Annotated in this window: 23 protein-coding genes; 2 read left to right on the top strand and 21 right to left on the bottom strand. The window is 37.7% G+C overall.

The genetic code is table 11. From position 1 onward, the window contains the following. Positions 1 to 308 (top strand): transposase (locus tag BLP58_RS02745; protein ID WP_143000306.1); only part of this gene is annotated, 308 nt, incomplete at its 5' end. A gap of 128 nt (positions 309 to 436) precedes the next feature. On the opposite strand, the gene trxB is transcribed toward BLP58_RS02745, so the two are convergent. The 10 genes from trxB to BLP58_RS02795 form a co-directional block, all read right to left on the bottom strand. Beyond that, positions 437 to 1,372 (bottom strand): thioredoxin-disulfide reductase, encoded by a 936-nt coding sequence (gene trxB, locus BLP58_RS02750; protein ID WP_013854453.1) that lies wholly within the window; start codon positions 1,370 to 1,372, stop codon positions 437 to 439. Positions 1,373 to 1,446: 74 nt separating this feature from the next. Beyond that, on the bottom strand, positions 1,447 to 2,466 hold the full coding sequence (locus tag BLP58_RS02755; RefSeq protein WP_013854454.1) for an NAD(P)H-dependent glycerol-3-phosphate dehydrogenase: 1,020 nt from the start codon (positions 2,464 to 2,466) through the stop codon (positions 1,447 to 1,449). A gap of 35 nt (positions 2,467 to 2,501) precedes the next feature. After that, positions 2,502 to 3,341 (bottom strand): prolipoprotein diacylglyceryl transferase, encoded by an 840-nt coding sequence (lgt, locus tag BLP58_RS02760; RefSeq protein ID WP_013854455.1) that lies wholly within the window; start codon positions 3,339 to 3,341, stop codon positions 2,502 to 2,504. Then, positions 3,334 to 4,302 carry an HPr(Ser) kinase/phosphatase gene (gene hprK, locus BLP58_RS02765; protein WP_013854456.1) on the bottom strand — a complete coding sequence of 323 codons (969 nt, stop codon included), beginning with the start codon at positions 4,300 to 4,302 and terminating at the stop codon, positions 3,334 to 3,336. Before hprK ends, lgt begins: the two co-directional genes overlap by 8 nt. Positions 4,303 to 4,319: 17 nt before the next feature. Next, entirely contained in the window at positions 4,320 to 4,592 is a 273-nt protein-coding gene (locus BLP58_RS02770; protein ID WP_013854457.1) for a hypothetical protein, read from the bottom strand. A gap of 8 nt (positions 4,593 to 4,600) precedes the next feature. Beyond that, positions 4,601 to 5,717, bottom strand: a protein-coding gene (gene prfB / locus BLP58_RS02775) for a peptide chain release factor 2 (protein WP_143000307.1) whose coding sequence is annotated in 2 segments (ribosomal slippage) — positions 4,601 to 5,644 and positions 5,646 to 5,717 — 1,116 coding nt in all. Because the reading frame shifts where the segments join, the coding sequence is not laid out codon by codon here. A 55-nt stretch (positions 5,718 to 5,772) separates the two neighbouring features. Further along, positions 5,773 to 8,172 carry a preprotein translocase subunit SecA gene (gene secA / locus BLP58_RS02780; protein ID WP_013854459.1) on the bottom strand — a complete coding sequence of 800 codons (2,400 nt, stop codon included), beginning with the start codon at positions 8,170 to 8,172 and terminating at the stop codon, positions 5,773 to 5,775. Positions 8,173 to 8,311: 139 nt separating this feature from the next. Continuing rightward, entirely contained in the window at positions 8,312 to 8,854 is a 543-nt protein-coding gene (gene hpf, locus BLP58_RS02785; RefSeq protein ID WP_013854460.1) for a ribosome hibernation-promoting factor, HPF/YfiA family, read from the bottom strand. A gap of 81 nt (positions 8,855 to 8,935) precedes the next feature. Next, complete coding sequence (locus BLP58_RS02790; protein ID WP_025084100.1) at positions 8,936 to 9,631, bottom strand: ComF family protein; 696 nt, start codon at positions 9,629 to 9,631, stop codon at positions 8,936 to 8,938. Then, positions 9,628 to 10,743 (bottom strand): helicase-related protein, encoded by a 1,116-nt coding sequence (locus BLP58_RS02795; RefSeq protein WP_373852436.1) that lies wholly within the window; start codon positions 10,741 to 10,743, stop codon positions 9,628 to 9,630. Before BLP58_RS02795 ends, BLP58_RS02790 begins: the two co-directional genes overlap by 4 nt. 215 nt (positions 10,744 to 10,958) lie before the next feature. Between BLP58_RS02795 and BLP58_RS02800 the strand changes: the two genes are divergently transcribed. Next, complete coding sequence (locus BLP58_RS02800; RefSeq protein ID WP_013854463.1) at positions 10,959 to 11,621, top strand: YigZ family protein; 663 nt, start codon at positions 10,959 to 10,961, stop codon at positions 11,619 to 11,621. Positions 11,622 to 11,646: 25 nt separating this feature from the next. Here BLP58_RS02800 and BLP58_RS02805 read toward each other — a convergent pair whose 3' ends face one another. From BLP58_RS02805 to BLP58_RS02855, 11 genes are all read right to left on the bottom strand, one after another. Then, complete coding sequence (locus BLP58_RS02805) at positions 11,647 to 12,807, bottom strand: glycosyltransferase family 4 protein (protein ID WP_013854464.1); 1,161 nt, start codon at positions 12,805 to 12,807, stop codon at positions 11,647 to 11,649. Positions 12,808 to 12,909: 102 nt separating this feature from the next. Further along, positions 12,910 to 14,544 carry a ribonuclease Y gene (gene rny / locus BLP58_RS02810; RefSeq protein ID WP_013854465.1) on the bottom strand — a complete coding sequence of 545 codons (1,635 nt, stop codon included), beginning with the start codon at positions 14,542 to 14,544 and terminating at the stop codon, positions 12,910 to 12,912. A 118-nt stretch (positions 14,545 to 14,662) separates the two neighbouring features. Then, positions 14,663 to 15,772: a recombinase RecA gene (recA, locus tag BLP58_RS02815; protein WP_013854466.1), complete on the bottom strand. Its 1,110-nt coding sequence runs from the start codon at positions 15,770 to 15,772 to the stop codon at positions 14,663 to 14,665. Between the two features lie 188 nt (positions 15,773 to 15,960). Next, positions 15,961 to 16,521: a CDP-diacylglycerol--glycerol-3-phosphate 3-phosphatidyltransferase gene (gene pgsA, locus BLP58_RS02820; protein ID WP_013854467.1), complete on the bottom strand. Its 561-nt coding sequence runs from the start codon at positions 16,519 to 16,521 to the stop codon at positions 15,961 to 15,963. Positions 16,522 to 16,543: 22 nt separating this feature from the next. Continuing rightward, complete coding sequence (locus BLP58_RS02825; RefSeq protein WP_013854468.1) at positions 16,544 to 17,671, bottom strand: helix-turn-helix domain-containing protein; 1,128 nt, start codon at positions 17,669 to 17,671, stop codon at positions 16,544 to 16,546. A gap of 67 nt (positions 17,672 to 17,738) precedes the next feature. Beyond that, positions 17,739 to 18,467, bottom strand: coding sequence for an elongation factor P 5-aminopentanone reductase (gene ymfI, locus BLP58_RS02830; RefSeq protein ID WP_013854469.1), 729 nt, complete (start codon positions 18,465 to 18,467; stop codon positions 17,739 to 17,741). Positions 18,468 to 18,472: 5 nt separating this feature from the next. Continuing rightward, on the bottom strand, positions 18,473 to 19,723 hold the full coding sequence (locus BLP58_RS02835; RefSeq protein WP_013854470.1) for a M16 family metallopeptidase: 1,251 nt from the start codon (positions 19,721 to 19,723) through the stop codon (positions 18,473 to 18,475). Beyond that, positions 19,720 to 20,934 (bottom strand): insulinase family protein, encoded by a 1,215-nt coding sequence (locus BLP58_RS02840; protein WP_013854471.1) that lies wholly within the window; start codon positions 20,932 to 20,934, stop codon positions 19,720 to 19,722. The genes BLP58_RS02835 and BLP58_RS02840 overlap by 4 nt, the downstream gene beginning before the upstream one ends. Beyond that, positions 20,921 to 23,341 (bottom strand): FtsK/SpoIIIE family DNA translocase, encoded by a 2,421-nt coding sequence (locus BLP58_RS02845; protein ID WP_013854472.1) that lies wholly within the window; start codon positions 23,339 to 23,341, stop codon positions 20,921 to 20,923. The genes BLP58_RS02840 and BLP58_RS02845 overlap by 14 nt, the downstream gene beginning before the upstream one ends. Before the next feature lie 13 nt (positions 23,342 to 23,354). Then, entirely contained in the window at positions 23,355 to 23,750 is a 396-nt protein-coding gene (locus BLP58_RS02850) for a DUF1149 family protein (protein ID WP_013854473.1), read from the bottom strand. Continuing rightward, positions 23,750 to 24,310, bottom strand: a complete 561-nt coding sequence (locus tag BLP58_RS02855; RefSeq protein ID WP_013854474.1) for a tRNA (cytidine(34)-2'-O)-methyltransferase — start codon at positions 24,308 to 24,310, stop codon at positions 23,750 to 23,752. Before BLP58_RS02855 ends, BLP58_RS02850 begins: the two co-directional genes overlap by 1 nt. Between the last annotated feature and the right edge of the window lie 47 nt (positions 24,311 to 24,357).

Raw genomic sequence — 24,357 nt, forward strand, 5'->3', positions numbered from 1 at the left:
AGAGTTTTATTCAAGCAATTGAAACAAACAACACTCAAGAGCTTAAATCATTGATTACCAGCAAAGATTCAATTGGAACCCTAATGCATAAGACGCTGCTAACTTTTAAATACAATCTAAAAGCGGTGCTTAACGGTGCGGCGCTGCCTTATTCTAATGGCTGTCTTGAAGGCTTCAACCGCAAAATCAAGCAAATCGAACGAACAGCTTTCGGCTATTCCAATTTTATCAATCTATTAACCAGAATTCGTTTAGAGGAAAATCAATATAAAGAAAAAGAACCAAACAGCCTTTTAATGACTGCCTGATTCTATTCATTTACTCTCTATCAACAGGATTTGACAAAGAGCCATAATATATATATAGCAACTGAATATGTTCTTTATTTTTTTGCAAAAAAATAAAAGGCATGCCTTCTCGACATGCCTTTTAGCATCTAATTTCTATCTTTCAAATCTTGATAATAGTTGTAAGCAGCTTGACCTGCCACACTGCCTTCACCGACTGCGTTAGCTATTTGCCGTAAGTCTTTTTCACGAACGTCACCTAATGCAAAGATGCCAGGCACCTTAGTCTTCATGTGATCATCAGTCACAATCCAGCCTTGGTCATCCAAAATACCCAGTTCTTTAAATGGAGCAGTTTGTGGAAGAACGCCAACGTAAATAAAAACACCAGCTGTAGGAAGTTCTTTTTCTTCCCCGGTTTCTTTATCACGGTACTTTATGCTTGTTACCCGATTGCCATCACCGACAATTTCTTCAGTTTGTGCATTCCAAACAAACTTCATCTTCTTGTTAGCAAATGCTCTCTTCTGCAAAGTTGGTTGGGCACGCAGTTCATCACGACGGTGAACCACAGTCACGCTTTTAGCTAATTGAGCTAGGTAGATTCCTTCTTCAATCGCGGAATCGCCGCCACCTATAACAGTGACATCTTCGTCTTTAAAGAATGCGGCATCACAAACGGCACAATAAGAAACACCCTTACCAGAATATTCCTCTTCACCGGGGACACCCAAATGACGATGATCGGAACCAGTTGCGATAATTAGAATCGGCGCACGATATTCATGATCATCGTCTGTCTTAATTACCTTCTCATTGCCATCAAGCGCAACTGTTTGAACATTGCCATACTTATAATCAGGTTCAAACTTCATCAGAGTATCGTACATCTTCTGACTAAGTTCTGGACCCTTAATCTCAGTAAAACCAGGATAGTTGTCAATGGCATCAGTGTTGTTCATCTGTCCGCCATATGGTCCACGATCTAGCACTAATACATTTAAATTGGCACGAGCGGCATACAAGGCAGCTGTCATGCCACCAGGACCTGCTCCAACTACAATCACATCGTATTTATCGGCCATAATCTCGACTCCTTTACTTACTTTTCATAAGTATAATACAATATCTTCAACTAATTGCCAAGTTTATTGCCTAATTAAAGACGGATTTCTGGCTTAGGTTCTCTACCCATCATCTTTTTAATTTCAGTAGCAACATCTGCATTTTCATAAAGAACGCGGTAAATGGCATCGCTAATTGGCATATCAATGCCCTTTTCTTCGCTAAGTTCATGAACAGCCTTAACGGTAGTAGCACCTTCAACTACTTGACCCATATTCTTCAAGACATAATCCAAGCTCTTGCCCTCACCAATTTGTTTACCAGCACGCCAATTACGTGAGTTGACTGAAGTACAAGTTACGATCAAGTCACCAATACCTGACAAGCCGCTAAAGGTCATTGGCTTAGCACCAAAGTAGTTAACGCCTAAACGAGTAATTTCTGCTAAACCTCTAGTCATCAAAGCAGCCTTAGCATCATCACCGTAACCTTGACCTACCAAAATACCTGCAGCAATCGCAATTACGTTCTTAACAGCACCGCCAACTTCAACACCAATTAAATCATCGTTAGTATAGAAACGAACGTAATCATTAGAGAACAGCTTTTGTACTTTCTTAGCATTATTTTCATCAGTTGAAGCACACGCAATAGCAGTTAAATCTTTTTGCGCTACATTTTCGGCATGACTTGGTCCAGAAATAGCAACAATTTTATCACTATCATTTGGATAAATTTCTTCGGTTAAAATTTCAAAAATAAGTTTCTTAGTACCTGGTTCAATTCCTTTGGTAGCAGTGACTAAGAGTGGCTTAGCACCGGTTTTATCCAAAACTTTGCGCACATTCTTAGCTACAATTCTAACAGCCTTGGTTGGCAAAACGAACAAAACCAATTCTGCGCCATCAAGCGCTTCTGCCAAGTCTCCAGTAGCCTTAGCTGTCTCGTTTAATTTCCAGTCTTTCATATAGTGACTATTAGTATGAGTCTTATTGATTTCTTCATTGACGCTATCAATATTTCCGTAAAGGGTTACTTCATTGCCGTTATCAGCGAGCATTGAACCTAACACAGAACCCCATGAACCATTACCTAAAACTGCAATCTTTGTCATTTTTTCTCTCAAACTTTCTAACTAATTTTTCTTTATTAATCTCTAGTATACGGATATTTTAACCCGCTACCATCTAAATACCATTTTGGTTTAACAACTTTACGCCGATAAATCCATAAAATTATTGTAGCAATAAAAAGGACTAAACTTAATGCTTGTGATACACGTATTATACCAAAAATGTATAGACTATCTGTCCTCATACCTTCTACAAAAAATCTAACTACGCTGTACCAAAGCAAATAAGTCATAAAAACCTCGCCTTGCTTAAACAAATGCTTGCGGTGACGCAAAGATAAAATTAGGATTAACCCAATTAAATTAAAGAAAGATTCATACAAATATGTTGGTTGATAATACGTACCACCAATTTTCATTTGCTGAATAACGAATTCAGGTAAATGCAAACTCTGTAGAAACTGTAAACTAATCGGGGCACCGTGGGCTTCCTGATTAACAAAATTCCCCCAGCGACCTAGGATTTGGGCAGCCATTACCCCCGGAGCAATAATATCCAGCATCAAAAATGGCGGGAGCATCCTTTTATAACAAAATACCAGCAAGACAATTAAACCTGCAATTAAACCACCATAAATTGCGATCCCACCTTGCCAGATCGCAATAATCTGTTCAGGATGGCGAGAATAATAACCCCATTCAAAGATAACGTAGTAAATACGCGCTCCTACATAGCCAAGCGGTACAGCCCACAAAAGCAGATCGACAAAATCATCACTAATGATTTGTCTTTTTTTGCCTTCATTAATCGCCATCCAAGCAGCTAAAACGATAGCTACAGCCATTATTATACCGTACCATTTAACGCTCAGACTGCCAATTTGAAAAGCTACTGGATTAATGATCAAATTAATCATCGTGGTGAACCTTATCCTTGTCTTCCTTTGAGTGCTCTGAGATTAAACTAGTTAAATTATTATCAAAAGTTTGTGTCGCATCAAAGCCCATCTTCTTAGCTCTAAAGTTCATTGCAGCAACTTCGATAATAATTTCTAGGTTACGCCCAACTTTAACCGGAATATTAACCTGTGGAATCGCTACGTTGCAGATTTCACGCGTATTTTCTTGGAAACCTAGGCGATCATAATTAGCTTTAGGGTCCCAGTTGACTAAATTAATTACCAATTGAATTTCGGTTCTATTTTTAACAGCACCTGCACCAAATAAGTTCATCACATCAATGATGCCGATTCCTCTAATCTCCATCAAATGCTTTAAAATTTTCGGTGCCTCACCTACGACCGTATTATGATCTTTTTGGAAGGCATCGACCCGATCATCTGCGATTAATCTATGTCCACGTTGTACTAAACCTAAGGCTGTTTCAGATTTACCTACGCCAGATGCTCCTATTAAAAGGACACCCATACCTTTAATTTCAACTAAAACGCCATGAACACTCGTTCTCTTAGCTAACCGCGCACGTAAATACTCAGTTAGGATACTAGATATATAAGTAGTTGACTCTCGCGTCCGCAGAATTGGAATTTGCGCTTCCTCTGCAGCAGTCGATAACTCCTCAGGTACAGGCAAGGATCTCGAAACTAGAAAACACGGTGTAGCCTCAGTAGCCATCTTATTAAAGACATGCGTTCTAATATCATGGTCTAGTCGCGCCGCATAAGAAATCTCTGTTCGACCTAGCAATTGAATACGTTGAGCAGGATAAAAATCAAAATATCCTGTTAATTCTAGTCCTGGACGATAAATATCCGAAACATAAATTTCAGTGTCTTGCACATATTCTGCACCTTGATATATTTCAAGAATGCTTTTATTATCTTGAATTAATTTTGCTAATTTAACTTCAGTAACCATAGGAATCTTCCCCCTAACTATTTATCGACATCTTTTGTAGTGACATTACGAGCTTTTTTTCTAGTAGGATTATGTGTTGAATTTTCTTTCTTAAACCAGTCATAATAACTACCGCTGCTTGGCATGCTAGCTTTATTCTTTCTCCCGGTAAACCAACCGATCAGCCAAATTAAAGCAATAGCAATTAGACCAACAGGTAATAAAAAGATGAATGCCTTAAAAAAGACGAATAATAAACTTAAGATAATTAATGCTATAAATACTAGCAATACAATTCCCCAAAAACTCATTTTTTCACCTATTCCGGATTCTCTTGACTAAGTAACCATTGCAAATATGCATAAATAAACGGTTGCAATTTTCCATCCATTACACCATTTGCGTCAGCGGTCTCATAACCAGTACGCAAATCTTTGACCAAGTTATAAGGATGGAAAACATATGACCTAATCTGCGAGCCCCAGCCGATTTCTTTTTGATCACCCTTTAACGCTTGTTTTTGCTTACGCTTTTTCTCTTCTTCTAAATGGAAAAGCTTAGCTCTCAACTCATTCATCGCCGTCTCACGATTTTGCAGTTGTGAACGCTGCGCCTGCGAAGTAGTAACAATTCCTGTTGGCAAGTGAGTAATTCTAACCGCACTAGAAGTCTTGTTAATGTGCTGACCACCAGCACCACTAGAACGATAAACATCAATTCGCAGATCTTTAGGATTAATATCAATTTGAATACTGTCATCTACTTCTGGAATTACTTCCACTGAAGCAAATGAGGTATGCCGTCTTTTAGCAGCATCAAATGGCGAAATTCGCACTAACCGATGCACGCCATTCTCTGACTTAAGCATTCCGTAAGCATTTTTACCTACAATTCTTGCACTTACGCTTTTAAGGCCGGCTTCTTCACCAGGTTCATAATCGTTAATTTCAAATTTAAAACCTGCTGTATCACAATAGCGCTGATACATTCTTAAGAGCATCTGTCCCCAATCCATTGCTTCAGTACCACCAGCACCAGGATGGATTTCTAATAAGGCATTATGACTATCATATTTGCCTGATAAAAGTAAATCTAACTCATAATTATAAAATTCTTCTTGCAAAGAGTCTAAATCTGCCTCTACTTCTTTTTGCAGTTCAGGATCAGGTTCCTCTCGCAATAATTCAAGCGCGGTTGTTTCATCTTCGTAGCCCTTTTTCAGCTTTAAAAATGAATCACGCTTTTCTTTTAATATATTGTTATCACTAATTAATTTTTGGGCTTTGTCCTGATCATCCCAAAAATCAGGTTGGGCCATCTTGGCTTCATTAATCTCAATGCTTTCATCAATCGCATCTAAGTCAAAGAGACCCCCTAAAGTGATTTAAACGCTTCTTTAATTCGTCTAACGCACTTTGAATTTCACTAATTTCCATCTTTTCTCACCTTTATGACAAAAAAGGGAAGCTGTTAACTCCCCTTCTTTCTTTATTAACGACTAAGATTTTGTCTAATTTCAGCCTTCATGAACAAACGAGTTACATCGAATTCAATATTTGAAATCATCTCTTCAAACATTCTGTAACCAGAATCTTGATATTCAACTAATGGGTTAAGCTGACCATAACCACGAAGACCAATTGATTGCCGCAATTGGTCCATGGCATCAATATGATCAGTCCAACGATCATCGACGACACGTAAAATAACAACTTTTTCAAATTCCAGCATTTGACTTGGATCACCCAATGCTTTTTCTTTATCGGCAAAGTTCTTCTCTACGATATCATATAGCTTCTTCTTCAAATCTTGAACACTGATTGTCTTAAAATCAATCGAATCTGCTACTTGTTCTGAAGTCAAACTCGAAGCAATAAAGTCACGCAATGAATCAAGACGCCATTCGCTTCTATCACCTTGAGTAAACATGTCTACTTGACTATCAATGGTGCGATAAATCATTGGTACCAAAACATTCTTCAGTGATTTATCAGCGTCAATGACTTGCATTCTTTCACCGTAGATAATTTCACGCTGAATACGCATAACGTCATCGTACTGCAAAGTCTGCTTACGAGTATCGTAGTTGTTACCTTCAACACGTTTTTGAGCGGATTCAACTTGGCGAGTAATCAAGCGACTTTCAATCACCTTATCATCATCATTATCAGATAAACGATCTAAGAAGTCCTTAACTCGATCGCCACCAAATCGCTTCATCAAGTCATCTTCAAGTGATAAGTAAAATCTAGTGTAACCAGGATCACCCTGACGACCAGACCGACCACGAAGCTGGTTATCAATACGACGTGATTCGTGACGCTCAGTACCAATAACTGCTAAACCGCCAAGTTCCTTAACTCCAGGCCCTAACTTGATGTCAGTACCACGACCGGCCATGTTAGTCGCAATCGTTACCGCACCACGTTGACCGGCGTTCATAATGATCTGCGCTTCCTTGGCGTGGTTTTTAGCGTTTAAAACTGCATGAGGAATATTAGCCTCATCAAGCAAATGACTAAGTCTTTCTGAACTTTCAATCGCTACAGTACCAACTAAGACAGGCTGACCTTTAGCATGACGCTTCTTAATTTCTTCAACTACAGCATGGAATTTTGAATCCAAAGTTGGATATAAAATATCAGGCATGTCTTTTCTGGCAATTGGACGGTTAGTAGGAATCGTGATTACCTGCATGTTGTAGATTTCACGGAATTCTTCTTCTTCAGTCTTAGCAGTACCAGTCATCCCAGACAACTTCTTGTACATTCTGAAGAAGTTCTGGTAGGTAATCGTAGCCTGTGTCTTAGATTCTTCTTGAATCTTGACGCCTTCCTTAGCTTCAATGGCTTGGTGCAAGCCATCTGAATAACGACGGCCCTCCATTACACGACCCGTAAATGAGTCAACGATCAATACTTCACCATCTTGAACCACATAGTCAATATCTTTAAGCATGATGTAGTTAGCACGAAGAGCTTGATCGATATGGTGCACCAACTTTTGGTTTTCAACATCGTACAAATTCTTTATACCGAAGTGTTCACAGGCTTTTTCAATCCCAGTTCTAGTAAGTGAAATAGTCTTAGTAGGCCAGTCAATCTTGTAATCGCCGTGATCTTCATCATCATCGGCATCGTCATCGCTCTTGTCTTCTGATAAGGTCTTAACAAAGCGATCGGCACGGATATAATCACTGTTAGCTTGTTCAGCTTCACCAGAAATAATCAATGGCGTTCTGGACTCATCAATCAAAATCGAGTCAACTTCGTCGATGATGGCATAGTTAAGTGGACGTTGCACCATTTGCTCCTTGTAAACAACCATGTTGTCACGCAAATAATCAAAACCAAGTTCTGAGTTGGTTGAATAAGTAACGTCACAGTTATAAGCTTCACGTTTTTCATCTGGTGACATGGAGTTCAAGTTCAAGCCTACTGTCAAGCCAAGCCACTTATACAATTGGCCCATTTCTTCTTCATCACGGCTGGAAAGATATTCGTTAACCGTAACAACGTGAACACCCTTACCAGTCAAAGCATTTAAGTAAACTGGCATCGTAGCGGTCAAGGTTTTACCTTCACCTGTCATCATTTCAGAAATATTACCAAAGTGCAGTGAAATACCACCTAAAATCTGAACGTGGAATGGATACAGCCCCAGAACACGCTTAGCCCCTTCACGAGAAACTGCAAATGCTTCCGGCAAAAGATCATTTAAGCTTTCACCATTTTTAATCCGCTTACGAAACTCTGGAGTCTTAGCTTGAAGCTGTTCATCGGACAGCTTGCTCATTTCATCAGCGTAGGATTCTACTTTTTGTGCATATTTTTCAAATTTTTTAAGTTCTCTTTTATCAGTGTTATATAGTTTCTTTAAAATATTTGCCATTAAATCGATCCTTATATGTCGTTAAGTCTAAAAATACAGATTAATTTTAACATGATTGCTTGTAAAAGGAAAATATTCCATACAAAAAACCCGCGCCAAAAACGCGAGGCTTGTATATTTAATGAGTATGTTAACTCGTTTATTCGTTAGTTTCAATTAAACCATAGCGACCATCGTTTCTGCGGTAAACAACGCTAGTACCGTTAGTTTCCGCATCTTCAAATACAAAGAAGTCGTGTTCCAACATATCCATTTGCAAAATTGCTTCTTCTGGATCCATTGGTTTCAAGCTAACGCGCTTGTTACGAACAATGTCGAATTCACTAGGTTTCTTTTCTTCTTGAGGTTGTTCAACGAAGAAGTCTTGCAAACCCTTTTCACGACTCTTTTTATTTACACGGGTCTTGTATTTTCTGATTTGACGTTCAAGTTTTTCTGAAACGAAGTCAATGCTACGATACATGTCATCCGTGGTTTCTTCAGCTCTCAAAACTAAGTATGGTAAAGGAATAGTAACTTCCACCTTAGCAGAATGATCACGGTAAACTCTTAAGTTAACGTGTGCAATCACATCTTGAGTCAATTCAAAGTATTTCTCCAACTTGTTTAACCGTTTCTCAACATAGCTTCTTAAAGCGTCAGTTACTTCAATATTTTCTCCACGAACATTGTACTTTAACATATAAGATTCTCCTTTCACCGCAAAGCGGTTTTTTCTTTACAAATTTATTATACCAAAAGATGAAAGCGTTTCATAATAAATCTACCGACAAATTGAAAAGCTTTCAATTTTTGCCTTTGGAAAATCCCGCCGCAAACAGTCCCGCGCGTGATATAACGTTCTGCCTGTAGTATAAATATCATCCAAAATTAATATTTTTCCTGTTTTGATACTTTCATCCAATTCAACTGCAGAATCAATGAAAAAACTTTGTGGCGTTTTAAGTCGCTCTTGCTTGTTTTTCTCCCCTTGTGCATGACTACCAGTTTTCTTTTTTAAAAGTGGCGTTAAAGGCAAAATATCGCCATAAACCGCGAAAATCGTATCAAACTGACGTCTGTCTTGATGCTCAGGTGAGGTCGGAACAGGAACATAATAATCGTAATCTGTTTTAATTAAATATTCATAGCATAATTCCTGCAATACCTCACGCAGGACATAATCACCACGCCGTTTATAAGCCACCATCAAATCATGAAAAGCTAAATTGTAGTGATATAAGGCATGATTATGAAGGACATTATTGGGATACATTTGTTGCCATTTTTTACAATCAAGGCATACAAGTCCCTGATCCATTTCTTTATGACAAAAACTACAATAGTTGCCCGTTAATTTCTGAAATTTTTGCAAGCAATGTGAGCAAATTCTAGTTGACCTTGATTGTTTAAACGAAAAAATTGGGGCGAAATAAATTGGCGGCACAAATTCTTGTTCACATAATAAACATGTTCTCATTTATTCATTTCCCTGATTTGTTTAATACTTGTGCGAATATTCTTAGTATAGCGATGATAACAGTACAAAACTAAGCCAGTGGGATCCTCCTGTGCTCGACCTACTCGTCCAGCAATCTGAACTAAGCTAGCAGTAGTATAAATAGCATCATCCGCTGCAATAATAATTACCCAGACATTTTTAAAAGTTACGCCGCGCTCTAAAATCGTCGTAGTTAATAGCACATCCAGTTTTCTTTCTCTAAAGGCTTGCACTTTCTCTAATCTTTGAGGATCTTGAGCGTGAACGCCAGCCATTTTCAGCTCTTTCATTTTTAATTTATCTTGCAAAGTTTTTAAGTAAGTCGGAATCTCCTCAATCCGCGGTACAAAAATCAAAAGTGGATGCTTACTCAAAATCACTTTTTTAATTTCCGTTAATAATGCTGGATGAATTTGTTGTCTTTTATTCAAAAATGGCTTAATAAATAGTTTTTCCTTCGGCACTGGCAAAAGTCCGCCATGAAAACGGCGATTTAACTTTAAAAGCTGAATTGTACCTTTTTTTACTTCTTGCAACAAATCATTCGTTGGCGTAGCTGTTAAATATGCTCGCATGCCAGTATTTTTGACAGCATTTTTAGCCGCAAAATGCAATTCAGCGTTGCCTACATATGGGAAAGAATCTACCTCATCAATTACCAATAGATCAAATGCTTGATAAAATTTCATCAATTGGTGCGTTGTACAAATAGTCAATTGCTCCAGTCCAGGCTCCTTATATTCTCTACCATGATATTTACCAATCTCAATTTGAGCAAAGGCTGCTTGAAAGCGCGGATAAAGTTCATTAACCACATCAATTCGCGGTGTAGCAATACACGCTCTCTTCCCTTGACTTAAACAAGTAGCAATTAGCTGAAAAAGCATTTCGGTCTTCCCCGCGCCAGTTACCGCATGCACCAGACTACTCTTCTTCTCTCTAAAATTTAGTACCAGTTGATCTGAGATCTCCTGCTGCAACGGCGTTAATTTACCTTGCCAGGTTAAACCATCATTTTTTCTTTTTTCAAAACGATCAGTTGCTGGCAGCCGTATTAGCCAATTGCCTTCGCTAGCTCTACCTAAGCCGATACAGCCGCGACAATAATACTTGCCACTTGGTAATTTATATTTCAAGCGATCGCCACAACGATTGCAAATTCCCTTTTAAAACACTGGAACTTGGTTGCATCCCTCAAGTATGCTAGAATCCTCTTGACTAACAATCCATTGACGACCAGATAATAGAGTTAAATCTTCCATAATTTTCACCTCTATTATTTATTACGCAAAAAGAGGCGATTTTTTTGTCAGAAAAAGAAATTTTTTTAACAATTAAGCAAAATGGTAGCAGTGAATTAATTATCAAAAAAAGCAGATTCATTACTAGCATGGCTCGCACCACTACAGTTGACGAGGCAAATGCGTTTATTCAAAAAATCTCTAAGCAATATCGTGATGCGACTCATAACACTTTTGCTTACACCATCGGACTAAATGATAATCAGGTTAAAGAAAGCGATAATGGCGAACCTTCAGGTACAGCGGGCGTACCCGAATTGAAAGCACTCCAATTAATGAAACTAAAAAATGTTACCGTAGTAGTCACGAGATACTTTGGTGGGATTAAATTAGGTGCTGGCGGTTTAATTCGTGCTTACTCCAACAGCGTCACCAACGCCGTAGAAAACATTGGCGTAATCAAGCGTGTATTGCAGCAAGAATTAATTTTCAGGGTTCCCTATAATCGCTTCGATGAGGTAGATCATTATCTTAAAACAAATAATATTTTTATAGCTAACACCGAATATGGCGTTGATGTTAAAATCCATATTTTTTTAGATAGCAATGAACAAGAACAAACAAAAAATGACCTAACTAATCTCTTAGCAGGTCAAGTCAATTTTACTAATGGCGAAAAACGTTATAACGAAATTCCAGTAGAAGACAATAATTATCATGAGCAATGAAAAAGAGCTTGGTTAACCAGGCTCTTTATTTTTTCGCTTTATTTTTGCTTTTTAGTTGGTCAGGTTTCTCGTCACCTAAATGCCAAACTTCTACTGTAGGATCAGTTTTGCTTTTCTGATTAATAATTTTTTGAATTACATGCATTAAAGGATGATATTTTTCACCTAATAAGCCAATTGATTCCACGAAATATTCTAGTGCAACTAATAGTCCTAATATTAATAACCAAGTGCCCCATGCTGGTGAAAGCAAGAACAATAGCGAAATAAAAGAAAATACTAATGACAAAGCATATATTGTTAATACAGTTTGTCTATGCGTCAATCCCATACGCATTAACTGGTGGTGCAAATGATGCTTATCAGCTTCTGAAATTGGCTTTTTATTTAGTTTACGCCGGATCATTGCATATACCGTATCAGTAATTGGCACGCCTAAAATGATAATTGGTACCAGTAATGAAATAAAGGTCACATTTTTTAAGCCTTTCAAGGATAATACCGCAACCATAAAGCCGATATAAAGAGCACCAGTATCTCCTAAAAAAATCTTAGCTGGATGGAAATTATACGGTAAAAAACCCAATAGACAGGCAGCCAGCATAAAACAAGCAATTGGCACATATAACTGATGCGTATGCAGGAAGAAATATCCTACAATCCCCATGGTTGTCAAAGAAATTAACGATACACCATCAGCTAAACCATCTAAACCATCTATTAAATTAACAGCATTAGTTAAAGCTAAAATCCAAAAAATCGTAATCGGAAAACTCCACCACCCCAAATTAACTTCATGCGCTACAAAGGGCAATTTTAAAACATTCATGCGTATTCCTGCTAAAAAATAAATAATTAACGAAGCAATAAAAATCCCAAACATTTTTTGTCTTGGTTTTAATTCTAGAATATCATCAATTAATCCCGTCAACACGATTACGCTTGAAGCCAGCAAAATTGAAAAAATTTCATGCGTAGGGAATTGTTCTCGTAGAAGCACGAAGGCCCCAATGTTAAAGGTAACGAAGATACCAAGTCCCCCAATCGTTGGCATCGGCTTTTTATTAACGCGGCGCGCGTTAGGATTATCTACGGCCCCTAATACAAAAGCAAGACGCCTGATAAAGGGTGTAATAGCGGCCGAAATGATAACTAATAAAAATAATTCAACAATAATTTTAAACATATTTGGCTACTTTCCTTATTTACTTGGTTTAATTATACAAGTAGAGGAGATTTTGTACAAATAACAAAAAAGTTTGAGATTTTCATCCCAAACTTTCTTTTCTTATTTAGCAATTGCCACAACCCGCTTCTCACGGATAAGGGTAATTTTAATATTTCCCGGATAATCAAGTTCTTTTTCAACTTGGTTGCGAATATCCCGAGCTAAAATTACTGTACGATCATCTGAAACCTCATCAGGTTCAACCATCACGCGTACTTCACGTCCAGCTTGAATTGCATATGCTTGCTTGACGCCATGATAACTCTTAGCTATCTTCTCAAGTTCGGTTAAACGTCTGATATAGTTTTCTAAACTTTCGCTTCTTGCACCAGGACGAGCCGAGGAAATCGTATCTGCTGCAACTACAAGTTCAGCAATAAACGATAACTTAAGTACATCTCCGTGGTGAGCGGCAATCGCATTAACTACAATCTCATTTTCATGATACTTACGAGTTAATTCAACCCCAATTTCTACATGGGAACCTTCAATATCATGATCGATTGCTTTACCAATATCGTGTAATAATCCCGCGCGAACCGCTAATTTTTCATCTAGACCTAGTTCAGCAGCCATAGTGCCGGCTAGCTTACCAACTTCAATTGAATGAGATAAAACATTTTGACCATATGAAGTACGATACTTAAGTCGGCCTAGTGTCTTAACTAGCTCCGGATTCATACGGTGAATTCCGAGTTCCATTAAGGCACTTTCACCAGCTTCATAAATATCGTCGTTAACTTCTTTTCTGGCCTTATCAACCATCTCTTCAATTCTAGTCGGATGAATTCGACCATCTTTGATTAAACGCTCCATTGCCCTCTTAGCAATCTCACGTCTAATTGGATCAAATCCACTCAAGGTAACTACCTTTGGCGTATCATCAATGATTAGATCAATGCCAGTTAAAGCTTCAAATGAACGAATGTTGCGTCCTTCGCGGCCGATAATCCGTCCCTTCATCTCTTCATTTGGTAAATCTACTACAGAAACAGTCGTCTCGGCAACCGTATCTGCAGCACTACTTTGAATAGCATCAACAATGATTTGATTAGCATAATGATCAGCCTTAGCCTTAACTTCTTCATTGCTATTTCTGATCATTTCGGCACGTTCTTTGACTAGTTCATCAGATAATTGACTAAGCACAATTTTTTTAGCTTCTTCTTTATCTAATTTCGCCACATCATAAAGCTTTTGCCGTCTAGCCTCAACCAATTCATCAGCCTTAGTTAGTTTTTCTTTTAAACTAGCATTCTGCTGCTTTAATTGATCCTCTTTTTGCGTAAGTCCAGCTTCTCGCTCATCTAATAAAGAATTCTTATGTTCCAAGGTATCTTCACGTTGTTGCAAACGATTTTCTTGGCGAGCTAAGACATCTTTCTTAGAATTTAGTTCGTCTTCGGTCTTTTGCTTATAATCGCGGATTTGTTCTTGAGCCTCAAGAATTTTTTCTTTCTTAGCGTTCTCTGCACTTTGCTTAACAGCTTCCGCCGCTTGCTTTTGTGCATTAACTTCTGCCTGAGCTGCAGTTACCTGAGCTTTAGCATCAGCCAAAATATGATCAGCATCATTTTGAGCATTCTGAGCTTTTTGCTCCCATGAATGCTTGCGAACAGCATAACCAATTGCTGTACCTACCAAGATTGAAACAATGGCAGTTGCGACGGGAATCACAATTAACAAATTATTCATGATTACTATCGCCTTTTTTTGAAATTATTCACACTACTTTTATGATAAAGAACCTCTGTGTTGATGTCAATTAAGATGAAAAAACCTTGGAAAATTATTCCAAGGTAAAAGGTAAATTCTATTTAGCTTTATCTTTTTGATCGGCTTTTTCAGCATTTTTCTGATCAATTTTTTCTTCTGCTTCTTCTCGCTTTTCCTTTATTTTTTCTGGATTTTCGCGGTCAGCAATTGATTTTTCATCAATACCATAAGCCTTACGAACTTGCTCTTGAATATCTTGATAAATATCTGGATGATCTTCAAGATACTTTTTAGCATTTTCACGGCCTTGACCAATTCGCTCAGTCTTATATGAGTACCATGAACCAGCCTTATTAATAATATCCTTGTCGGCAGCCATATCCAGCAATTCTCCACTCTGAGAAATACCCTTACCGTACATAATATCAACTTCAGCTACCTTGAAAGGTGGGGCAACCTTATTCTTAACTACCTTGATCTTAACTCGGTTACCTAAAACATCACCTGATTGTTTAATCTGTTCAGCTCTTCTAACTTCCAGACGAATAGTTGAATAAAACTTCAGCGCACGACCACCAGGAGTAGTTTCAGGATTACCAAACATCACGCCAACTTTCTCACGAATTTGATTGATAAAGATGGCAATTGTCTTAGTTTTAGAAATGGTACCCGACAATTTCCGCAGAGCTTGACTCATTAAACGAGCTTGCAGACCAACATGGGCATCCCCCATTTCACCTTCAATTTCTGCACGTGGTACTAATGCAGCAACTGAGTCAACCACCACAATATCAACTGCACCACTAGAAATTAAGGTATCTGCGATCTGCAATCCCTCTTCACCTGTGTTAGGCTGCGACAAAATCAAAGAATCAATATCGACGCCCAATGCCTCAGCATAAGCGGGGTCCATTGCATTTTCAGCATCGATATATGCAGCAGTACCACCGCGCTTTTGTACTTCAGCAACAGCATGTAGCGCCACAGTCGTCTTACCAGATGATTCAGGGCCATAGACTTCAATAATACGACCCCGAGGATAGCCACCTACACCAATGGCGGCATCTAAAGCTAATGAACCGGTAGGTACAGTAGATATTTGCGTATCAGCCTTTTCGCCCATCCGCATAACAGCACCTTTACCGAAATTCTTTTCGATTTTTTTAAGCGCTGCATCAAGGGCAGCCTTTTTTTCATCTTTGGCCATTAATTTCCTCCTAAATTTAATACTTTATAATTATACTTTGACCAGTATTCAATTTGCAAGCAAAATGCAAACGAGCGTTCAAAGAATTTATCCTTCACTATTTATTACGCAAAAAAAGAAAACTTTTTTCTCAAAAAATAAAAAAAGAAGCATTTTTCTGCTTCTTTTAATTTATTTTTCAGTTTATCTTACATTGAGCCCTTGAATATACCCCATGATTGATGGAAGTAGTCATACCCTGAATAAATAGTAAAGATCAATGCTAAGTAGAGCAAGATCGTACCAATGTACCAGAAATTGCCAATTAATAAAAAGATAATTGAAAGCATCTGACAAGTCGTCTTGATCTTACCTGGCATTTTAGCTGCCAACACTTGACCTTTATTTTCGGCCAAAATTAAACGTAAACCAGTAACAGCTAATTCGCGACAAACAATAATCGCTACAATCCAAGCTGGAGCAAGCTTCAATTCTACTAAAAAGATAAAAGCAGTCATCGTCAGCATTTTATCTGCCAACGGATCAGCAAACTTGCCAAAGTTGGTAACCATATTGCGTGAACGTGCAATATGACCATCAAACCAGTCAGTAGCAGAAGCAACGGCAAATACAATTGCTGCAATTACCCAGCTCCAAATAACAGTTGAGTTACCTACGGTAGTATGAGCAGTCCCACCAAAAATAATAATTAACATAAATACTGGAATCAAAAAGATTCTAAAAACAGTAAGTTTATTGGGTAAATTCATTCTTCTTTATTTCTCCTAAATCCTAATTGCCATTATCATTATTACCACTGTCATTACCGCCGCCATTATTGTTATTTTGGGTAGTGGTTGATGATTGTTGGGCACTAGATGATTGTTGAGTTTGACTACTTTGATGAGTTTGACTGCTCTGAGTAGTGGTTGATGATTGTTTCTGACTGCTTTGGGTAGTAGTTTTATTTCTAGTAGTGCTACTCTGCGTGCGACTTTGAGTAGTTGAACCAGTTTTATTATCGTTATTACCAGTGTTGCCATTATTAGTCGTCGTGCCAGTTGAATCATTTGAATGATCACTATGAGTAGTTGATTTCTTAGCTTTACCAATTAACAAAGTAATGGTCCGATATGCATTATTCGGTGCGTATGGAATTTTCTTACCGGCAATGGTAATTGAAGTCCCGTTATCGTTACCTAAGGTAACTACTACACGTTCTACATTAGCTGACAAATTAACAGTATGCTTTTTCTTAGCTAGCAAAGTTGAACTCCAAACACTAACGTTATTAGCTATCACACTAGCTGAAATGTTTTGAGTAGAACCTGCACGAACAACCAACTTACGGTTCTTCTTTAAACCAGTTACACGATATTCATTGTCGCTAATCTTCTTCACTTTCACTGGGTTAACCGCAATTTTCTTCTTTGGTTTCTTTGACGAAGATGAAGATGATTTCTGTGATGAAACAGTTACGCTATTGTTATCAGCTTGATTATGCTGCCCACCTGATGCAATATGTGCATATAAAGCATATACAACTAGAATTACGATAATTAAACCAAGTGCAATCGCAATACGAGGTAAGTAGTTCTTCCATAGATTCTTTTTATTATCTGTGGTTTGACGAACTTCTTCGCTCTTATTATCAATTGAATTTTCTACATATTCATCTGGATCAGCCTCAGGCACATCTTCGTGGTAATCGCTGAGTAATTCCTTGCCATCTAATCCAACAACTTGAGCATATTGACGAATAAATGCTCTAACATAAAAATCACCAGGAAGCTTATCGAATTCATTTTTTTCAATTGCTGTCAGATATCTACTTTGAATCTTAGTAGCTTTTTCAATATCTCCAATCGAAAGTCCTTTTGCTTCTCTAGCACTTTTTAATTTATCTCCGATATCTGCCATATTTACCTCTTCAAAATTAAGTTTAACAAATTGAGTATACCATAAAATTTTGCTTACAACGTCTTAGTTATAAAAGCCAGCCACCTGTAACATAAATTGTCTGCCCAGTAAGATAGCTACTACGCGGATTCAATATAGTTTTAACCCAATAAGAAATATCTTCGCCTTGAGCCCAGCGACCTGCCGGAATTTCTTCCTGCACCTCTTCAATTGTAGCTTGAGAAAAAATGCTATTCATTTGTGTTTTCACAGCACCAGGTGCAATTACATTCACGGTTAGGTTATTTGACGCGACTTCGCGCGCATATGCTTGAGCAAAACGACTCAATCCACTTTTAGTCCCGCTATATACGGATTCTAATGCACTGCCAGCACCACCATAAACGGAGCCTAAATAAACAATTCGACTAAAACTCTGCTTCATTAATTGCGGCTCTAATAATTTAGTTAATTTAATTGGCGTAGCTAAATTAATATTAATCACTTGACTAATATTAGTTAATTTTTCATCACCTAAAAAACCATAGTTAGTTATCCCTTGAGCAAAAATCGCAGCATTAACTGGCAATAAACTATTTACAAAACTAGTTAGTTCTTGATCGCTGGTCGCAAAATTCAACTGAATAGGCATAAAATCTAATTCAGGATACTTAGCAAAAAGTTCTTGGGCTAATTGTTCAGCTTGTTCTTTTTTCGTATTGTAATGCAAATACAGCGACCAGCCACTTAACGCCAATTCTCGGCAAATAGCTTGTCCAATACCACCAGTGGCACCAAAAACAATCGCTCGCTTCACTAAGATCACTCCTTATTAGAATTCAAATAGGCAAAGCAAATTTCACTATCTTTCATGATTTTTTGACAACTCTGATAAAATTCTTCAAAACTCATCGACTGCAGCTTCATTAAATTCTGCTGCAAATTTTCATGATCTAGGCTTTCTTCTACCATTTCAATAGCTAAAGATGAAATATCATTCCGCGTTCGTACGGTTCTAGCGAGCCATTCTTTCTTTTGTAAATCAAAATTATCTCTAATAAAACGATATTGCTCAGAATTATTCTTAATAGGTTGAGTCAATATCTTTTTTATTTCACTAATAATAACTTCAGCCTGAGCACTCACACCAAAGATTGTAGCAAAATCACCTTGTCTAGTGTAATTAACCGATATCTGAAGCGAATCGGTTAATAATTGTTTATTCCTCATCTCTTCAAACCACAGTCCCATTACACTTAGTTTTGATTCTAACATTATTTCTAGCAAAATTTGAGTTAAATCAGAACTTGATAATACTTTCTTAAAGTTTTTAAAGCGAATGCCTAGACCAAATGCATTAGAATTCCCTCTTGCGGGTAAAATTTGATTTTGTAATTTACCTACTGGAGCAATAATTTGAGCACTTTTAGTTGATTTATTGGTAAGATACATTTTTTCTAATTTACCTACCTGACGCAAAATGGTTTGCACCTGATTAGTGGAAAAATCACCGCAAGCTACAAACTGCATTTTACCAGGCAGATAATTGTTTTCATAAGCCTGAGTCAAGTTTTCCACAGTGACCGCTTTAATCGACTTTTCATCCCCTACAACTTCAGTCCCTAAATTAGAATGACCAAACATGCTGGTCATAATCGCATTATTAACGCTCCAAATTGGGTTATCCTTATAAGTCGCAAGCTCTTGTTCGATAATTGGGGCTTCCTTAGCGATATTTTGCTTAGTAAAATACGGCTGACCAACTAGTCTAAATAATAGCTCGATCATCTTAGGGATATGCTCAATCCCAGTGCAATAAAACATGGTTTCATTAAAGGAGGTAAAGGCATTAACATATGCACCAATTTCCTCAAATTGCTGTGAAATGTCCCCTTCTTTTTTAGCAAATAGTTTATGTTCTAAAAAATGAGCAGATCCCGCTACTTCTTGCTCATCACTACTACCAAAATCAATCATGATTCCGAAAAAGCGTTGATAAAAATGGGGCTTTAAAATAACTTCAGCCGTAAAGCCAGATTTATATTTTCGTTTAATAATTTTTGGTGTAATCATTTCAAAATATAGCTTTCATTAAAAAATAGATTGCGGGCAAAATTAACCATTTGATGTGGCGTTGACTTTTTAATAGCATCTTCGCGATCAAAGTTGACATATTCTGGCAATAATTCTGCGCGCAAGGCTTGCCCTAATTGCCAATTTTGACTATCCGAACCAATCCAGTGATTACGCTGCACTGCTTTTTTCGCTTTTTTAAAAATTACTTCATCAACGTCGCCATTAGCTATTTTGCCCATCTCGTTTAAAATAATTTGCTTAACTAATCCTACTTTTTGGGGATCAATTCCTGTATTAATCAAAAATAAAGAATTATTGGCAAAGCTGCTGGCACTAACATCATAAGCTGCACCTAATTCTGCCCGAATTTGACTAAATAATTTAGAAGACTCATCCCCTGCTAAATACTGCTCAAGTAAAGTACCAGCAATTTGATCTTGATAAGTAGTTCGGTCTTTAAATTCAAAACCCAACATTACTTGAGCTTGAATATTGCCTTGTTGATCCACTTGATCAATCAAGCTCCGCTTAGCAGGAATAGTCATATCATCTACCTGAAATTGACCAATCACGCCTGCACCACGAAACTCTTTTTGCGCTAATTTAGTTAGTAAAGTATTATCACGGCCCATCCCTAAAATAGCCACTGGTTGCTGTCGCAAACTGCTAATAAAGTCTTCCATTTGCTTGTGATCAGCACTTTTAATTTCAGCAATTGGACCCATAAAATTCTCGGCATAGTCTGGTTGATCTTGATACCAAAATTTAAAAAAGCGATCTAAAGCATAGTTGAATGGTTGCCCCATTAACTCGCGGTAATCGTCCTTTAACTGCCTTTGAGCCAAATTTAAAGCAGCAGGTTGATTATTAGGAAAGCGAATAATCCGACCTAAAGTACCAATTATTTTTTCATAGGTATAATCTGGATCCAAGATCTCAATTGGCTCTACAAAATTTGCATAATAAGTCAAAATGATTTCTTTACCAAAAAGCTGCGGCATCACTTCAAATTGCAAATCATACAATTGAGATAAAGCACGCTGTTGACTGGCAATTGACGGATAAGAGAGAGAAAGATTCATCTGCATCCTTGCTAATAAACTGGCAAAGGCCAAATTATGACTAGTAAGTGGGAAACGCACGAAATAGCCAATTGTACCCGTAGTAAATTTTTTATTTTTTCGAATTGCAATATTAGTTGTTAGCATGAGCTGTATTACCTTCATTCTTTGCTGGAACCAATACCTGACGCGGCTTAGAGCCTTCAGATGGGCCTACTATTCCTTTAGCTTCCATTTCATCAACCATCCTAGCGGCACGATTATAACCGATTCTAAAACGACGCTGCAGCATCGAAACACTAGCTGTTTGCTGGTGACGAACTAATTCAACGGCTTGCGTATAAAGCTCATCTTCCGGCTCATCGTCTTCTTGGTTATCACTAGAAGCCGCTTCACCCTTCTTAGGAATCATTGATGCATCATAATCAGCTTTTTGTTGCTTTTTAACCCAGTCAATAACGCGTTCAACTTCATCACTAGCAATATAAGCACCCTGAATACGTTCAGGCTTAGAAGCGCCAATAGGCATATAGAGCATGTCGCCCCGTCCCAATAGTTTTTCAGCGCCAGTCTGATCCAAAATAGTCCTTGAATCGACTCCACTAGAAACGGCAAATGAAATTCTAGAAGGAACATTAACCTTAATCAAGCCAGTAATAACATCCACACTAGGACGCTGAGTTGCTAAGATCATATGAATCCCAGCAGCACGGGCCATCTGCCCTAAGCGAACAATCGCACCTTCTACATCATGACCGCCTACCATCATCAAATCACTAAGTTCATCAACTACCACGAGAATATATGGTAAAAGCGGCATTGCTGGCCTTGACTTATCCTGATTATTCTCCGCTGCTTTCTGATTGTATTCCTTCATGTTACGTACGCCGCCAGCCGCAAACAATTTATAGCGTCGTTCCATTTCTTTAACGACCTTGCGCAAAGCATTGGCTGCCAATTTTGCATCAGTAACTACCGGAATCAATAAGTGTGGTACGCCGTTATAAACTGATAATTCCACCATCTTAGGATCGATCAGCACTAGTTTGACTTCTTCTGGTCGAGCTTTCATCAAGATACTAGCCAGAATTGTATTAATAGCCACTGACTTACCCGAACCAGTTGATCCAGCAATTAACAAGTGCGGCATTTTAGCTAAATTAGCAGAAATCGTCATTCCTGTAACATCCTTGCCTAAAGGAACATCCATTAGATTATTTTTGGCCTTAGCATCTTGATGCTCCATTACATCCTTAAAAGAGACTACAGACGTAGCTCGATTAGGTACTTCAATTCCAATAAAAGGCTTACCAGGAATTGGCGCTTCAATTCTGATATCTTTAGCCGCCAAAGCTAGAGCCAGATCATCAGCTAGATTAACGATACGGCTAACCTTAACTCCTACAGCGGGTTGAACCTCATAACGAATAATAGTGGGGCCTAGAATTGCCTTTTTAATAATTACCTTAACCCCAAAACTCTTAAACGTGGATTGTAAAACCTGTGTATTCTTCTTAATTAAATTCCGATCAGCACTTTGATCAGTTGCTTTTATAGGATCAAGCAAACTGATTGGGGGCATTTTATATGCTTTATTAACTGCCGCATCTGTCTTAAGTTCTCCATGATCCACATTAGCTAAGTCTTGTTTTAACTTACGATCTTCCTCAGCAAAAGAATGAGATTTAGGTAAGTCTTTTTCTGAAGAAGTTTCATTAGACTGCGGCGCGATTTGAATCTGTGGTTCTGGCTCAGGATCCGTTTTTTCAACTTCAACATCCTCACTAGACGGAGTTATTTCACCAGGAGTAGAATCATCTGGATCAAAATCAGCTACATCAGGAAAAATAGTCTTATCATCTTGCTGCTGTTTTTCAGTCGCAAGAGTCTTTTGCTTTTTCTTTTCCAAAACATCGCTGTACTTATTCTTTAATTTAACTCCAGCTTCTTTATTGCGTTGAATAAATAATTGACTGACCGACTGAAATTTTTCCATAATTGTTCTAAATTTCACGTCAAAGAACATCAGAATACCAATTGGAATTAAAAGAATCGCGAAAATTCTCACTCCCAATTGACCTAGTAATGGATAGAAAATTTGATAGCCTAATGAACCAATTAATCCACCGCCTACATCCTCAGTTACACCGGCCCGTCCAAACTCGGCACTAATTGCATGCCAAAAAGAATTCAGAAAGCCACTATTAACTAATTCATGTTCAAAATATAAACTGCTCTGGATAAGCAATACGCCTAAAAAAGCCAGACAAAGTCCAATAGTCCTTTTAATGGTCAAATGAATTGGTTGATTATAAATTGTATTTACCAAACCAAATAAACCAAATAGTCCAGCAGTAAATAAATAAGAATCACCAAAAAAGAGTCGAATTAAATTGGCAATCTGCTTACCTAAAATTCCAAATCTAACTAAAGCCAAAACAGCAATTAACAGCAAGACTAGACCAAAAACGCTCCAATTTAGATTTTGCTCTTTATTTACTTTCTTTTTATGATATTTTCTTTTAGTTTTTCTCTTTTTCTTTTTTACAGGCATGTACTCACCCTAATTAGTGGTCAAAATTGGCCTTAAAGTTTAAGTTGATCGGCTGATCCAAAGTAACCTGGGTTACTTCATAGGTCAAAGTTTCAATATATTCAACTAAAGGCCGACTTAACAATTGCCAATCTGCATTGCTAATATCTGAGCCATCACCATGATAGCCTACTAATTGCACAATTTGGTGAATTTCACCACTTACTTCAAATTCACCTGGTGCAGGAATAACATCATAAAAAACAGCCACATCATAAAAGCTGCCATTTTCTTCTGAATGTTCCTGATCTTCACTAACATCAATTTTTCTAAGACCTGGCTTAACGTCACTCTTAGGTGTGGCATTACCATCAGTTAAATCATAGTGAAATGCTTGTACAATAACTGAAGTTTGCTTTTTAATATCCATTATTTTTTCTCTCCTAAATTACGTTCATATCTTTCTGGACGGTTATAATCATCCTTTAACTTATCATTTTCATAATGGTGCGCCGTTTCCATGTTTGGAAAGCCTTGTTGACGCAATGCTTCAAGCAATACCATCGCTACCGAATTAGATAAATTATAGCAGCGAATATTATCTGACATTGGGATACGCAGATTGCGGTCATAATACTCACGCATAAATGTCTCTGGTAATCCTGTTGTTTCTTTACCAAAAACAAAATAATAGTTTTTCTTAGGGTCAGTATAGTCAACTTCTGCATAATTCTTAGATGAAAACTTAGAAATCAAATACATCTCATCATTTGGTCCCAATGTTTTTAAAAAAGCATTTAAATCATCATGCATCCGTACGTCAACCTTATCCCAATAGTCAAGGCCTGCCCGTTTCATTTTTTTATTATCAATTTGAAAACCCAATGGCTCAATTAAATCTAAAACTGTATTAGTTCCCGCACAAGTACGTGCAATATTGCCAGTGTTTGCTGGCATTAAAGGTTCATATAAAACAACGTGATTTGTCATTCAAAAAACTCCTTAATCAAAAAAGCGTAGCTTTTAAGCCACGCTTT

The sequence above is a fragment of the Lactobacillus kefiranofaciens genome, from assembly GCF_900103655.1.
GTDB classification, from domain to species: Bacteria; Bacillota; Bacilli; order Lactobacillales; family Lactobacillaceae; genus Lactobacillus; species Lactobacillus kefiranofaciens.

Excerpts from the sequence above, each read along its gene's own strand:
- BLP58_RS02840 (WP_013854471.1), bottom strand. The coding sequence starts at position 20,934 with ATGCTAACAACTAATATTGCAATTCGAAAAAATAAAAAATTTACTACG.
- BLP58_RS02825 (WP_013854468.1), bottom strand. The coding sequence starts at position 17,671 with ATGGCAGATATCGGAGATAAATTAAAAAGTGCTAGAGAAGCAAAAGGA.
- BLP58_RS02770 (WP_013854457.1), bottom strand. The coding sequence starts at position 4,592 with ATGAGTTTTTGGGGAATTGTATTGCTAGTATTTATAGCATTAATTATC.
- pgsA (WP_013854467.1), bottom strand. The coding sequence starts at position 16,521 with ATGAATTTACCCAATAAACTTACTGTTTTTAGAATCTTTTTGATTCCA.
- recA (WP_013854466.1), bottom strand. The coding sequence starts at position 15,772 with ATGGCCAAAGATGAAAAAAAGGCTGCCCTTGATGCAGCGCTTAAAAAA.
- BLP58_RS02845 (WP_013854472.1), bottom strand. The coding sequence starts at position 23,341 with ATGCCTGTAAAAAAGAAAAAGAGAAAAACTAAAAGAAAATATCATAAA.
- BLP58_RS02835 (WP_013854470.1), bottom strand. The coding sequence starts at position 19,723 with ATGATTACACCAAAAATTATTAAACGAAAATATAAATCTGGCTTTACG.
- BLP58_RS02855 (WP_013854474.1), bottom strand. The coding sequence starts at position 24,310 with ATGACAAATCACGTTGTTTTATATGAACCTTTAATGCCAGCAAACACT.
- BLP58_RS02850 (WP_013854473.1), bottom strand. The coding sequence starts at position 23,750 with ATGGATATTAAAAAGCAAACTTCAGTTATTGTACAAGCATTTCACTAT.
- secA (WP_013854459.1), bottom strand. The coding sequence starts at position 8,172 with ATGGCAAATATTTTAAAGAAACTATATAACACTGATAAAAGAGAACTT.
- BLP58_RS02790 (WP_025084100.1), bottom strand. The coding sequence starts at position 9,631 with ATGAGAACATGTTTATTATGTGAACAAGAATTTGTGCCGCCAATTTAT.
- BLP58_RS02805 (WP_013854464.1), bottom strand. The coding sequence starts at position 12,807 with ATGTTTAAAATTATTGTTGAATTATTTTTATTAGTTATCATTTCGGCC.
- lgt (WP_013854455.1), bottom strand. The coding sequence starts at position 3,341 with ATGATTAATTTGATCATTAATCCAGTAGCTTTTCAAATTGGCAGTCTG.
- hpf (WP_013854460.1), bottom strand. The coding sequence starts at position 8,854 with ATGTTAAAGTACAATGTTCGTGGAGAAAATATTGAAGTAACTGACGCT.
- hprK (WP_013854456.1), bottom strand. The coding sequence starts at position 4,302 with ATGGTTACTGAAGTTAAATTAGCAAAATTAATTCAAGATAATAAAAGC.
- BLP58_RS02755 (WP_013854454.1), bottom strand. The coding sequence starts at position 2,466 with ATGACAAAGATTGCAGTTTTAGGTAATGGTTCATGGGGTTCTGTGTTA.
- trxB (WP_013854453.1), bottom strand. The coding sequence starts at position 1,372 with ATGGCCGATAAATACGATGTGATTGTAGTTGGAGCAGGTCCTGGTGGC.
- rny (WP_013854465.1), bottom strand. The coding sequence starts at position 14,544 with ATGAATAATTTGTTAATTGTGATTCCCGTCGCAACTGCCATTGTTTCA.